We start from the raw sequence: 11,805 nt of genomic DNA, 5'->3' as shown, positions 1-11,805 counted from the left end.
TTTGCGTCATCGCACTAAACTATTATCTCTTGTTTCAGATTTTTCCGGCTTGATATGGCTTTATCGCCCCAAGGAGCGCGAATATCTTGGAGGCTGCGCTGGCGGTCGACGGAATTTGATGCAGAGGTAAGATGGAAATGTGCCTTCGATTTTCGGTTCCACTTTTGGCAGGCATCGCGCTCGCAAGTTCGCTGCATGCGCAGGAGGCTGCGAAGATCAGGGGCGTGGTCGAGCTTTTCACCGCGCAGGGCTGCGCCTCCTGTCCGCCGGCCGATGCCGCCTTCCGCAAGCTGATTCGCCAGGGCGATGTGGTCGCACTTGCCTATCACGTCGACTATTGGAACTATCTCGGCTGGAACGACACCATGGCGACCAAGGAAAATACGGCGCGCCAATATGCCTATGCCCGCACATTCGGTCGCAGCGGGGTCTATACGCCGCAGGCCATCGTCAACGGCCGGGTTCACATGAATGGCTCGGACCTCAACGCGATCAACGTCAAGCTCGATTCTTTCCAGCACGATGGCGAAGGACTGACGGTTCAGGTGAATGCCGCCATGAAGGATGACGAGCTTTCGATCAAGATCGGCGCCGGTCAGGGCAAGGCCAATGTGGTCGTCGTCTATTTCGACAAGGAGCAGTTGGTGGCTCCGAAGGGCGGTGAAAACAACGGCCAGCAGATTGCCTACATGCATGCGGTTTCCGATGTCGAAACCGTTGGCATGTGGGATGGCAAGGCGATGAATATCGTGTTGCCTGCCAATGTGTTAAGCAAGGCCGGGCGGCGGGGACTTGCAGTCCTTCTGCAGTCGTCGTCGACATCGGGCGATCCTGCCGCCATCCTCGGTGCGGCGGTTCTGACGGTCGGTTCTGACGGCTGAGCGGCTTTTCCAGCTGGCCGGAAAGCGCTCCGTTTCGATTGATGCGAAAAAGATTTCGTGTTTTGGCTTGCGCCAAAAAGAGTCCCTATTTTGGCTAGCGCCAAAAAGGGGAGGTGCCCGGCGAGGACGCATTCGGGGCTGGGGTTTAGTCGATGCGCCCCGGCCGGGCCGTTTGGCGCGGCGGCGCCAAACGGCCCTCTATACTTCCTGTAAATTAGGCGTCCTTTTGACTGAAATGCGGCGCTGTCGAGATGCTTTCAGGCGCGGGAAAAAAATTGTGAGCTGTCAGCCGTCTTGCAATTTGGTGTGGCTGAGGCAAACTGTCATTCTCCTGTCATGAGATAACCGCTGGGGGATTGATGACTGATCAGCCGGATTTGCGACACGGCGAAAGCCGTTCCGTCGATACGAATTCCTCCGTTGTCGTCGATCTCAAGGAGTACAAGCAGAGCAAGGACCCGCTACCGGTCACCTTCCAACGCCGCGAACTGGATGCGATTCTCTGGATCTACGGCCGCATGGTCGGCGAGGGTGAGTGGCGCGACTACGCCATCGACCATCTCAAGGACAAGGCGGTTTTCTCCGTCTTCAAGCGTTCCGGCGAGATGCCGCTCTTTCGCATCGAAAAGAACCCGAAATTGTCAGCCAAGCAGGGCGCCTTTTCGGTCATCAACACCAACGGCATGACCTTGAAACGCGGACATGACCTGAGCCAAGTGCTGAAGGTCTTCGACAAGCAGCTGAAGCTGGTGGAGAAGTAAGTCTTTTAAAGCTGGCCGTGTAGCATGAGGGGGTGCCACAGGCTCAAAACGACAGCAGATCTACCCTCCAAACAACGTCCCCGGATAAACAGACGGATCCGGATCGGTGCCGTCTCCTTCGCCCAGCGACTTCTGCATCAACATGGTATCCAGCCATCGGCCATGCTTGTAACCGGCGCCCTTCAGCAACCCGAGCTCGGAAAAGCCCGCCGCGCGATGCACGGCGACGGAGGCCGGATGCGCGCCGCCGATGACGGCCACCATCTGGCGGAAGCCCAATGTCTGGCAGGTCTCGATCAAGGCGCTCAGCAATAGCCGGCCGACGCCGCGTCCGCGGGCCTCCGGTGCCAGATAGATCGAATCCTCCACCATCCAGCGATAGGCGGGCCGTGTGCGAAACGACGAGGCATAGGCATAACCAAGGAACGCGCCGGCCTCGTCTTCGGCGACGAGATAGGGGTAGCCCTTGTCACGGATCGCTTGAAAGCGGCCTGCCATCTCCTCTTCGCCCGGTGGCGTGATCTCGTAGCTTGCCGTGCCGTTCAGCACGGAATCGCGGTAGACGGCGGTGATGTGGGGAAGGTCGTTCAGAGTAGCGCTGCGAAGGCTGACGGACATTGTTTTCATTGCCTGATCTGCGGTTTGCGGACGTCGCTATCAAATAGCAGGGTTGGCCACCAGGCAAACGAAAAAGGCGGCCGAAGCCGCCTTCCGATATCTCGTTCAAACCGTGCTGTTAACGGCGGTCGCCGAGGAATTGCAGCAGGAACATGAACATGTTGATGAAGTCCAGGTAGAGCGACAGGGCGCCCATGATCGCCTTGCGGCCGGCTACCGCCACGTCGTCGGCATCAAAGTACATTTCCTTGATCCGCTGCGTATCATAGGCGGTGAGGCCTGCGAAGATCAGGACGCCGATCACCGAGATCGCGAACTGCACGGCGGACGACGCCAGGAAGATGTTGACCAGCGAGGCGATGATCAGGCCGAAGAGACCCATCATCATGAACGAGCCCATCGCGGAGAGATCACGCTTCGTGACGTAGCCGTAGAGCGACAGCGCGCCGAACGAGGCGGCGGTCACGAAGAAGGTCTGCACGACGCTCTGGCCGGTGTAGATGATGAAGATCGACGACAGCGACAGGCCCACCAGCGCGGCGTAGACCCAGAAGGTCGTCGTCGCGGCGGCCACGCTCATGCGGTTGATCCTGAAGCTCAGGAAGAAGACCATTGCGAGCGGGGCGAAGATAACCACCCACTTCAGCGGGCTCAGGTAGATCGCCTGGCCGAAGGCCGTCAGATGTCCGTTAGCGAAAGCGAGCGAGAAGGAGAGATAGGCGGCAACACCCGTGATCGCCAGACCCAGCGCCATCAGGTTATAGACCTTGAGCATGTAGGCTCGAAGGCCCTCATCTATCATCGCACCGGATTGCGCGCCGCTCTGCGCCCGGTTTTGGTAGTTGCGAAAGTCAGCCATGTTTTCCTCTTTTAAGCTCCGATGTGAATACGGTGTCGGGCCGTTCAGGCCCAGGCGCCGCTGCGGAGCTCCAGCATGCCTGTAGAGAATATGAGGCTTTCGAGCCTTGTACACAAGGGTCCAGCGGGCGGACCCATGTTAAATCGATGTAATATCGGGCCGTTTTCGCGGCATTCGGTTAATTTGCAGAAGGGCTCACAGCTCGCGCAGAACGGGAGCCGCTTTCTGGCCGAGGATGCGCCAGGTGCCGATGAGACCTATTCCGACCGTCAGTATCAGGGCGATGACGAGGGTGGAGATGGCGACGTCGGGCAGGAAGGCCGAAGGCAGGTGCATGATGCGGCTGACGATGTACCAGGCGGAAGCGGAGCCGGCGATGAGCGCGAAGACGGCGGTTGCCGCGCCCAGGATCAGATATTCATAGCTGAAGGCGCGAATCAACGTCGCCCGCGTTGCGCCGAGCGTCTTGAGGATGACGGCATCATGCGTGCGGGCGCGATTGCCGGCTGCCAATGCGCCCGCCAGTACCAGCACAGAGGCAATCAACGCCACCGAAGCGGCGGCGCGGATCGCAGCGGCGAGCTGTCCTACAAGCGTGTTGACGACATCGAGCGCATCCTTGACGCGGACGCTGGTAATGGTCGGGTAGGCATTGCTGACCTTCCGCAGGATCGCAGCCTCCTGCTCCGAGGAGGCGGAAGCATCCGTCAGGGTCGCGAGCCAGGCATGCGGCGCGCCCTTGAAGCTATTGGGCGAGAAGATCATCACGAAATTGATCGACAGCGATTGCCATTGCACCTTGCGGAAGCTGGCGATCTTGGCGGTGACGTTGCGGCCAAGCACGTTGACGGTGACCTTGTCGCCGAGCTTCAGGCCGAGCGCCTTGCCCTCCTCATCGGAAAACGACACCAGCGGTTCGCCGCCATAGTCTTTGTCCCACCATTTGCCTTCCGTGACCGAGGCGTTTTCCGGCATTGTATCGGCATAGGTGATGCCGCGATCGCCGCGCAGGACCCATTGACCTGCGGCCGGCACCTTCATCTTGGTGACATCCTCGCCGTTGAAGGCGATGATACGGCCGCGCAGCATCGGTGCCTCGACGAGTTTGCCCTTGGGGTCGATGTCGAGGACGATCTTGCGGAAGCCTTCGAGCTCCGGTCCCTGGATGTCGACGAAGAAGAAGTTCGGTGCCTGTTCGCTCATACGGCCCATCAATTCGCGGCGCATATTGCCGTCGATCAGCGTCAGGGTGACCAGCAGCGCGAGACCGAGGCCGAGCGACAGCACGACGGACGAGGTGAGCGCACCCGGTCGGTGGATATTGCCGATCGCCAGCCGCAGCGCCGGCGATCGCACGCGCGGGCTGCGGCGGGCAAGCCAGGAGAGCAGGGCGGCCACCAGGCGCAGCACGACGAAGGCTCCGGCGATCGACACGACGAAGACGACTGCGATGAAGCGGTCATAGGCGGTGACGATCGCCAGAGCCGCAAGTGCCGCCATCAGCAAGGCGGCGGCAAGCAGATAGGGCCAGCCGGGCAGGCGGCGCGCTTCGAAGCCTTGTTCCCGGAACAGTGCCGTCGCCGGCACCTCGCGGGCGTGGCCGAGCGGCGGAATAGCAAAGGCAAGCGTCGTCAGCAGGCCGAAGAGGGCAGCCAGCATCAGCGCGCCGGGATAGAGCCGTGGCGCGGTCGAAATCGGCAGGAATTCGGCCATGAACTGCGAGGCGATGATCGGCGCAATAGCGCCGAGAACAAGGCCGATCGCAATGCCAGCCAGCGCAATGACAGAGATCTGGATGAGATAGATCAACACCACGACGAAGGCCGGTGCGCCGAGGCATTTGAAGGTGGCGATGGTGGTGCGTTTCGAATCGAGAAAGGCCCGCACCGCATTGGCGACGCCGACGCCGCCGACGATGAGCGCGGCGAGGCCGACGAGCGTCAGGAACTGCGAGAAGCGGGTGACGTTGTCGGCAAGTTCGGGGGCGGCACGCGCACTGGTGCGGATCGACCAGCCCGCCTGCGGGAAGGCGGCATTGGCGCGATCGCCGATGTTGCGCAGGCCGGCTGCGGGATCGTCCATACGGAGCCGATAGGCCTGCTCGACGAGGCTGCCCGTTGCAATCAGGCCGGAGGAGGAGAGCGCGTCGCGGCTGGTGATCAGGCGGGGCGCAAAGCCGAAGCCTTCCGAGACGGCATCCGGTTCGGTCTTTATGGTGCCGGTGATCCGCAGTTTCGTATTGCCCAGCAGCAACTCGCCGCCGACCTTGAGGTTCAGGCGCTCGAGCAGCAGCGGCGCGACGATGGCGCCATAGCTACCATCCTTTCCGGCAAGCAGGGTCGACAGCGGCTGATTGGGCTCGGCTTCGAAGGTGCCGTAGAGCGGGTAGGCGCCATCGACCGCCTTGACCTCGACCAGCGCCTGATCGGAGCCGTCGGGCAGGCGAGCCATGGAACGCAGGCTCGTCGAGCGAGAGAGTTTGCCGAGACCCTGGAGATAGGTGAGCTCCTCGGGAGTGGCCTCGCGATTGCGCAGCACGAAACGGGCGTCTCCGGAGAGTAGCGACTGGCCCTGCGTCGAGATGGCGTCGGTGATCGAGCGGGAAACGGAATTGACGGCGGCGATCGCGCCGGTGCCGAGCGCGATGCAGGCGAGGAAGATGTAGAAGCCGCCAAGGCCGCCGCGCAGCTCGCGCAAGGCGAGGCGGAAGGCGAGTGTCAGGCGCATTCGCGCCGCGCTTGTCATGCGATTGCCGCCTGATTGACTCGCGTCCGAGCACTGTCATTCTCGATCTCGCCGGAGCGAACGCGGATCTGCCGCGAGCAGCGGGCGGCAAGCGCCGGATCATGGGTGACGAGCAGCATGGTGGTGCCGCGCTCGGCCTGCTGGGCAAAGAGCAGGTCGGCGATCTGCCGGCCGGTATCCGTATCCAGATTGCCGGTGGGTTCGTCGGCGATCAGGACGGCAGGCGAAGGCGCCAGCGCGCGGGCGATCGCCACCCGCTGCTGTTCGCCGCCGGAAAGCTGTCCGGGATAGTGGGTGAGCCTTTCGCCCAGCCCCACCGCTTCCAGTTCGCGCCGGGCGATGTCGAAGGCGTCGCGCACATTGGCAAGTTCCAGCGGCACGGCGACGTTTTCCAAAGCCGTCATATTGGCGATCAAATGGAATGACTGGAAAACGATGCCGATATTGCGGCCGCGAAAATCGGCGATGCGATCTTCGCTCAGGCTATGCAGCGGTGTGTCGCGGATCAAGAGTTCGCCGCTATCGAGCTTTTCGAGGCCGGCCAGCACCATCAGCAGGGTGGACTTGCCGGAGCCGGACGGGCCGACGATACCAACGGCTTCACCCTCCATGACGGTGAGGTCGATGCTCTTCAGCACATGGACCGACGCAGCGGCATTGCCGAGGGTCAAATCCGCCTTCTTCAGCTCGATGATGGTTTTTGCCAATGCGAACGCCCTATATATCAGAGAACATCAGAGACAATGGCGGGCGATGAGCCCGAGCAGCGAATCTAGGGAATGGATCATGGGTTTTAAAGTTGCTGCGTTTCAATTCGCTGTCATCACTTTCGGTCTTTTGTTTGGCGCGGTGGGCGCTGCCGAGGCGCGGACGATCCAGCTCGTCGGTTTCGGCGACAGCCTGATGGCGGGCTATCAGCTGCCACCCGGCGACGGATTTCCCGCCAAGCTGGAGGCGGCACTGAAGGCCAAGGGATTGGATGTGGCGGTCGCCGATGCCGGCGTTTCCGGCGACACGACCTCCGGCGGGCTGTCGCGCATAGACTGGTCGGTGCCCGACGGCACCGACGGCGTGATCCTGGAGCTTGGCGCCAACGACGCGCTTCGCGGCATCCCGTCGGAAGAAACGGAAAAGAACCTCGAGACGATGATCGAGCGGTTGAAGGGCAGAAAGATCCCGATCTTCTTCGTCGGCATGCTGGCGCCACCGAATATGGGGCAGGACTATGCCGACAAGTTCAACCCGATCTACAAGCGCCTGGCCGACCAATACCAGCTTGCGCTCTATCCGTTCTTCCTCGACGGCGTCGCCACGCATGCGGATTTGCAGCTCTCGGACGGCATGCATCCGAACCCCAAGGGCGTCGATCTAATGGTCGAGCGCATCTTACCGGCCGTTATAAGTTTTGTAGGGATGATTGACGCAGGTGCGAAATAGATGCTTGCACCGACTGCAAATGCGTGATTCCCTACGTATTACCTGCAAGAGATTCGGGGAGTGCTCGTCATGCCGAGACTTTTTACCGCCCTCGAAATTCCGCGCAACGCGGCCATGAGCCTGTCATTGTTGCGCGGTGGTCTCCCGGGAGCCAGGTGGATCGACGTTGAAAATTATCACATCACTTTGCGCTTCATCGGCGATGTCGATGGCCGCACTGCGGATGAGATCGTCGACCGGCTGGACCGGATAGATCGCCCTGAGTTCCAGCTTCGGCTGGAGGGCATAGGTTCCTTCGGGTCCAAGAAGCCGCATTCGGTTTGGGCCGGTGTTTCGCAGACGCCGGACATGTTCGCGCTGCAAGGCGAGATCGAGCGTATCTGCCAGCGCATCGGCCTGCAGCCCGATCCCCGCAAATTCACGCCGCATGTCACGCTCGCCAGGCTGAAGTCCTCGCGGGTCGACGATGTCGTGCACTATCTTTCCGGTCGCGGCAACTTCTATACTGCGCCGTTCACGGTCGGGCGTTTCGTGCTTCTGTCCTCGCGCGAATCGGTCGGCGGTGGTCCCTATCTCACCGAAGAGATATTCCCCCTTCACGAACCGCGCAGCACCTTCCCGACCTTGGGTAAAAGTGCCATGCAGCCAGCCAAGAGCATGGTATAAACAGCCTCGAAATCCTCGCGGTCGCCATAATAGGGGTCTGGAACGTCCCTGTTGTCGCCGCGCGCAAGGGCATTGAAGAGGTGCAGCCTGCCGAGAGCATCGGCAGGCGCGGCCTTGCGCAAGTTCTTCAAATTGTCTTGATCCATCGCCAGGATCAGATCGAACCGGCCGAAATCGGCTGGTTCGATGCGGCGGGCGCGCTGGCCTGAAATGTCGATTCCATGTCCGGCCGCAACGGCGATCGAGCGTCGATCGGGCCGCTCGCCCTGATGCCAGCCGCCGGTGCCGGCCGAATTGATTTCAAACTCCGCCGAACGGCCAGCCTGTGCAACCAGGTGCCTGAAGATGCCTTCGGCAAGGGGCGACCGGCAGATATTGCCGGCGCAGACGAAAAGAACCCTGTGACGATCCATGCTATCGTTCAACCGCTAGAGAGCAATTCCAGGAAAAGTGCGTAGCGGTTTTCCGTCCGGAATTGCGTGAAAATAATAAAGTAGAGCGGTTCGGAGATTCCGTGAAGAGTTGAACCGCCCCGGAGAGGAGTGACGTGTCATGAAATACGAGAAGCTGGACCGTGCGGCAATCGATCAAAACCTGTCGGAACTCGGTGGCTGGACGCTTGCGGCTGACGGGCTTTCGATTTCGAAGACCTTCAAGTTCCGCAATTTCGTCGAGGCCTTCGGCTTCATGACGGAAGCCGCACTTGCCGCCGAAAAATACAACCATCACCCGGAATGGTTCAATGTTTATTCCCGCGTCGACGTGAAGCTGACGACGCACGACGCCGGCGGCCTGACCGATCATGACATCAAGCTGGCAAAGGCGATGGAGAAGGCTGCTGCCCACAGGCTCGATTGAATAGCGTCAAGCGATCACCATATGTTTACACGGTCCGGGCGACGGGTCTCGATAGAGGTGAACGGAATGGATGACATCAAGTACGGGGAAATCCTGATGCCTGGTGACGAAGAAACCCAAAAAGAGCAGGAGACATCGGTGCGGCGGAAATTCTGGCCGACCTTGCGAAAGGCGGCTCGTCATATTCCGTTTTCGCGCGATGTCGTGGCCGCCTTCTATTGTGCGCTCGACCCGCAGACGCCGACCCGCGTTCGCGGCATCCTGCTGGCGGCGCTCGGCTATTTCGTCATGCCCGTCGATATCATCCCCGATTTTTTTGCCGTCATCGGCTATACGGACGACGTCGCGGTGCTGACGCTCGCCTTCAGCATGATCAGGGGCCATATCCGCCAGGAGCACTATGATGCCGCCGACCGGGCTTTGGAGAATGAGCCCGAAGCCATGAAGACCGCCTGATGGCCGCTTTGTGCGGTTGATCTGAATCCTCTCGGCTTTCCAGAGCTTTATGAGGCTTCCCTGATTTAAGCGAGGTCAAATTCTTGCCTGAATCTTTCTGTCTTAAATCGAATCCGTAGGGTGGTATTTCGCCATCCGGGTTTTCCAACTCCTTCTGATGCGTTTCAAACTCCGTTCGATACCTGGATTGAAATGGAACGGAGCCAAGAGTGGTCAGCGCTCCGTTGACGGTTTGGTAACCTGAATAAAGTCAAAATAGAGCAGCTCACGAGCACGGGCGTGCGTCAATCGAATCGCCATGAGCTCTGGACCGCAAGAAATCGGCAGGAAACCATGTTTGTAAAAAGCTTCGCAATCGCCCTCTCGCTCGTTCTGGCCGGAACCGGCATCGCGTCCGCGCAGACCAAGAAGCAGAAGCAGCCGCAGGCACCTGCAGCAACAGCAGCAGCGCCGGCCGCTCCTTCGCGTATCCAGCAGTTCGATGCCTGGGGCGCCTATTCATACCAGTCCGCCGGTGGCAAGGTCTGCTACGTTCTTTCGGTGCCGACGGCCAAGGCACCGCCGTCGGGCATCGACCATGGTGAGAATTTCTTCATCGTGTCTCAGCGTCCAGGCCAGAACATCTCCTATGAACCGCAGGCGATGATGGGCTATCCGCTCAAGGAGAACTCCAAGGTCAACGTTGTCATCGACAACAAGACCTTCGTGATGTTCACGAAGGAAAAGGCCGCCTGGGTCGAGAATGCCGCGCAGGAGCCTGCACTGGTTGCCGCCCTGAAGTCCGGCCACTCGCTGAAGGTTACGGCGACGTCGAAGAAGGGGACGGCGACGTCCTATACCTATTCGCTTAAGGGCGTCAGCGCCGCGCTGAAGCAGATCGAGAACTGCAAGTAAGATCGAGGACCGCGGGATCACGCTACTGCATAATTCCTTAAATCGACATCGATTTAAGGGAAAATTATGCAGCACTTTAAGGCGCTACAGCGTCCTTGGCGCGTCTCAAAAGACGCGTGGCGCTGTAATGTGATCCTCCCGTTGCCGCGACCGCGATGAACAAGGCCGGCCAAGACGACCGGCCTTTTGCTTTTGAGGGCCAATCCTCGCTTTTAAGGGAAAGGGATGACGCGAGCGGAAATTAATGCTAAAGGCCGCGCCAACAGCAGGTGTCCGGCAGACCGCGTGTCCCGCCACCGCGCGAATCTTCAGATTTCCGTGCCTTGCCCGCATCCGCGGCTTTCGTCAGCTTTTGCGGCATCGCCGATGTGAACCGTTGGAATGATCCCATGTCCGCCACTGATGTCATGACCCCCTCCAAGCTTAAGCCGATGCCCGTATCGCAGCCGGTCGAGCTTGCGCCGAAACCGTCGCTGATCGGCCTGACGCGCGAGGAAATGGGCGCCGCTCTCAAGGAGAAGGGCGTCGCCGACAAGCAGATCAAGATGCGTGTCAGCCAGCTCTGGAACTGGATCTATGTGCGCGGCGTCTCCGATTTCGATGCCATGGTGAATGTCTCGAAGGACATGCGCGAGATGCTGAAGACGCATTTCACCATCGCTCGTCCTGAGATCGTCGAGGAGCAGGTCTCCAACGACGGCACCCGCAAATGGCTGCTGCGCTTCCCGCCGCGCGGCGCTGGCCGTCCGGTCGAGATCGAGGCCGTCTATATTCCGGAAGAGGGCCGAGGCACGCTTTGCATTTCGAGCCAGGTCGGCTGCTCGCTCACCTGTTCCTTCTGTCATACCGGCACGCAGCGGCTGGTGCGCAATCTGACGGCAGAAGAGATCCTGTCGCAGCTGCTGCTGGCGCGCGATCGGCTCGGTGATTTCCCGGATCGCGAAGCGCCGCAGGGCACCGTCATGCCGGCTGAGGGACGCAAGGTCAGCAACATCGTCATGATGGGCATGGGCGAGCCGCTCTATAATTTCGACAGCGTCAAGACGGCCCTGCTTATCGCCTCCGACGGCGACGGCCTGTCCCTGTCGAAGCGCCGCATCACGCTTTCGACCTCCGGCGTCGTGCCGGAAATCTATCGCACCGGCGATGAGATTGGCGTCATGCTGGCGATCTCGCTGCATGCGGTGCGTGACGATCTGCGCGACATGCTCGTGCCGATCAACAAGAAATATCCGCTGAAGGAGCTGATGGACGCCTGCCGCGCCTATCCCGGTCTCTCGAATGCGCGCCGCATCACCTTCGAATATGTGATGCTGAAGGGCGTCAACGACAGCCTCGAGGACGCCAAGGGGTTGATCCAGCTCCTGAAAGGCGTTCCGGCCAAGATCAACCTCATCCCCTTCAACCCCTGGCCCGGCACGAACTACCAGTGTTCGGACTGGGAGCAGATCGAGAAGTTCGCCGATTTCATCAATTCGGCCGGTTACGCCTCGCCGATCCGCACGCCGCGCGGGCGGGATATTCTCGCCGCCTGCGGCCAGTTGAAGTCGGAGTCGGAGCGCATGCGCAAGACGGAGCGATTGGCTTTCGAAGCCATGATGATCGCCAATCATGGCGAGGATTGAGATTG

General features: G+C 60.4%; 13 protein-coding genes. 8 read left to right on the top strand and 5 right to left on the bottom strand.

The window, feature by feature from the left end; all coding sequences use genetic code 11:
- Positions 1 to 137 precede the first annotated feature (137 nt).
- Both RHSP_RS01985 and RHSP_RS01980 read left to right on the top strand, forming a co-directional pair.
- On the top strand, positions 138 to 881 hold the full coding sequence (locus RHSP_RS01985; protein WP_037149088.1) for a DUF1223 domain-containing protein: 744 nt from the start codon (positions 138 to 140) through the stop codon (positions 879 to 881).
- 359 nt (positions 882 to 1,240) lie between these two features.
- On the top strand, positions 1,241 to 1,642 hold the full coding sequence (locus RHSP_RS01980; RefSeq protein WP_004107930.1) for a DUF2794 domain-containing protein: 402 nt from the start codon (positions 1,241 to 1,243) through the stop codon (positions 1,640 to 1,642).
- Between the two features lie 60 nt (positions 1,643 to 1,702).
- On the opposite strand, the gene RHSP_RS01975 is transcribed toward RHSP_RS01980, so the two are convergent.
- From RHSP_RS01975 to RHSP_RS01960, 4 genes are all read right to left on the bottom strand, one after another.
- Entirely contained in the window at positions 1,703 to 2,260 is a 558-nt protein-coding gene (locus RHSP_RS01975) for a GNAT family N-acetyltransferase (protein ID WP_004107928.1), read from the bottom strand.
- 118 nt (positions 2,261 to 2,378) lie between these two features.
- Positions 2,379 to 3,119: a Bax inhibitor-1/YccA family protein gene (locus RHSP_RS01970; protein ID WP_004107926.1), complete on the bottom strand. Its 741-nt coding sequence runs from the start codon at positions 3,117 to 3,119 to the stop codon at positions 2,379 to 2,381.
- A 195-nt stretch (positions 3,120 to 3,314) separates the two neighbouring features.
- On the bottom strand, positions 3,315 to 5,864 hold the full coding sequence (locus RHSP_RS01965; RefSeq protein ID WP_004107925.1) for an ABC transporter permease: 2,550 nt from the start codon (positions 5,862 to 5,864) through the stop codon (positions 3,315 to 3,317).
- Positions 5,861 to 6,571, bottom strand: a complete 711-nt coding sequence (locus RHSP_RS01960; RefSeq protein ID WP_004107923.1) for an ABC transporter ATP-binding protein — start codon at positions 6,569 to 6,571, stop codon at positions 5,861 to 5,863. Before RHSP_RS01960 ends, RHSP_RS01965 begins: the two co-directional genes overlap by 4 nt.
- Positions 6,572 to 6,650: 79 nt before the next feature.
- Between RHSP_RS01960 and RHSP_RS01955 the strand changes: the two genes are divergently transcribed.
- Positions 6,651 to 7,301 carry an arylesterase gene (locus RHSP_RS01955; RefSeq protein ID WP_037149027.1) on the top strand — a complete coding sequence of 217 codons (651 nt, stop codon included), beginning with the start codon at positions 6,651 to 6,653 and terminating at the stop codon, positions 7,299 to 7,301.
- Between the two features lie 69 nt (positions 7,302 to 7,370).
- The gene (gene thpR, locus RHSP_RS33305; RefSeq protein WP_081615278.1) at positions 7,371 to 7,967 is read left to right on the top strand and encodes an RNA 2',3'-cyclic phosphodiesterase; all 597 of its coding nucleotides are present in this window, start codon (positions 7,371 to 7,373) and stop codon (positions 7,965 to 7,967) included.
- Here the strand turns inward: thpR and RHSP_RS01945 are convergent.
- On the bottom strand, positions 7,898 to 8,380 hold the full coding sequence (locus tag RHSP_RS01945; RefSeq protein ID WP_004107919.1) for a low molecular weight protein-tyrosine-phosphatase: 483 nt from the start codon (positions 8,378 to 8,380) through the stop codon (positions 7,898 to 7,900). The two genes, thpR and RHSP_RS01945, sit on opposite strands and share 70 nt — an antisense overlap.
- A gap of 139 nt (positions 8,381 to 8,519) precedes the next feature.
- Between RHSP_RS01945 and RHSP_RS01940 the strand changes: the two genes are divergently transcribed.
- The 4 genes from RHSP_RS01940 to rlmN all read left to right on the top strand — a co-directional run bounded on the left by RHSP_RS01940 (position 8,520) and on the right by rlmN (position 11,800).
- Positions 8,520 to 8,825 carry a 4a-hydroxytetrahydrobiopterin dehydratase gene (locus tag RHSP_RS01940; RefSeq protein ID WP_004107918.1) on the top strand — a complete coding sequence of 102 codons (306 nt, stop codon included), beginning with the start codon at positions 8,520 to 8,522 and terminating at the stop codon, positions 8,823 to 8,825.
- A gap of 66 nt (positions 8,826 to 8,891) precedes the next feature.
- A complete protein-coding gene (locus tag RHSP_RS01935) occupies positions 8,892 to 9,281 on the top strand; it encodes a YkvA family protein (protein ID WP_004107917.1) in 390 nt (129 codons plus the stop codon).
- 333 nt (positions 9,282 to 9,614) lie between these two features.
- Positions 9,615 to 10,175, top strand: a complete 561-nt coding sequence (locus RHSP_RS01930) for an invasion associated locus B family protein (protein ID WP_004107916.1) — start codon at positions 9,615 to 9,617, stop codon at positions 10,173 to 10,175.
- A gap of 389 nt (positions 10,176 to 10,564) precedes the next feature.
- Positions 10,565 to 11,800: a dual-specificity RNA methyltransferase RlmN gene (rlmN, locus tag RHSP_RS01925; protein WP_037149083.1), complete on the top strand. Its 1,236-nt coding sequence runs from the start codon at positions 10,565 to 10,567 to the stop codon at positions 11,798 to 11,800.
- Positions 11,801 to 11,805 lie beyond the last annotated feature (5 nt).

It is taken from the genome of Rhizobium freirei PRF 81 (assembly GCF_000359745.1).
Taxonomy (GTDB): Bacteria; Pseudomonadota; Alphaproteobacteria; order Rhizobiales; family Rhizobiaceae; genus Rhizobium; species Rhizobium freirei.
Note: the sequence above shows the minus strand (reverse complement) of the source record. Positions and strands in the feature narration are given on the sequence as shown.

Excerpts from the sequence above, each read along its gene's own strand:
- RHSP_RS01985 (WP_037149088.1), top strand. The coding sequence starts at position 138 with ATGTGCCTTCGATTTTCGGTTCCACTTTTGGCAGGCATCGCGCTCGCA.
- RHSP_RS01980 (WP_004107930.1), top strand. The coding sequence starts at position 1,241 with ATGACTGATCAGCCGGATTTGCGACACGGCGAAAGCCGTTCCGTCGAT.
- RHSP_RS01975 (WP_004107928.1), bottom strand. The coding sequence starts at position 2,260 with ATGTCCGTCAGCCTTCGCAGCGCTACTCTGAACGACCTTCCCCACATC.
- RHSP_RS01970 (WP_004107926.1), bottom strand. The coding sequence starts at position 3,119 with ATGGCTGACTTTCGCAACTACCAAAACCGGGCGCAGAGCGGCGCGCAA.
- RHSP_RS01965 (WP_004107925.1), bottom strand. The coding sequence starts at position 5,864 with ATGACAAGCGCGGCGCGAATGCGCCTGACACTCGCCTTCCGCCTCGCC.
- RHSP_RS01955 (WP_037149027.1), top strand. The coding sequence starts at position 6,651 with ATGGGTTTTAAAGTTGCTGCGTTTCAATTCGCTGTCATCACTTTCGGT.
- thpR (WP_081615278.1), top strand. The coding sequence starts at position 7,371 with ATGCCGAGACTTTTTACCGCCCTCGAAATTCCGCGCAACGCGGCCATG.
- RHSP_RS01945 (WP_004107919.1), bottom strand. The coding sequence starts at position 8,380 with ATGGATCGTCACAGGGTTCTTTTCGTCTGCGCCGGCAATATCTGCCGG.
- RHSP_RS01940 (WP_004107918.1), top strand. The coding sequence starts at position 8,520 with ATGAAATACGAGAAGCTGGACCGTGCGGCAATCGATCAAAACCTGTCG.
- RHSP_RS01935 (WP_004107917.1), top strand. The coding sequence starts at position 8,892 with ATGGATGACATCAAGTACGGGGAAATCCTGATGCCTGGTGACGAAGAA.
- RHSP_RS01930 (WP_004107916.1), top strand. The coding sequence starts at position 9,615 with ATGTTTGTAAAAAGCTTCGCAATCGCCCTCTCGCTCGTTCTGGCCGGA.
- rlmN (WP_037149083.1), top strand. The coding sequence starts at position 10,565 with ATGTCCGCCACTGATGTCATGACCCCCTCCAAGCTTAAGCCGATGCCC.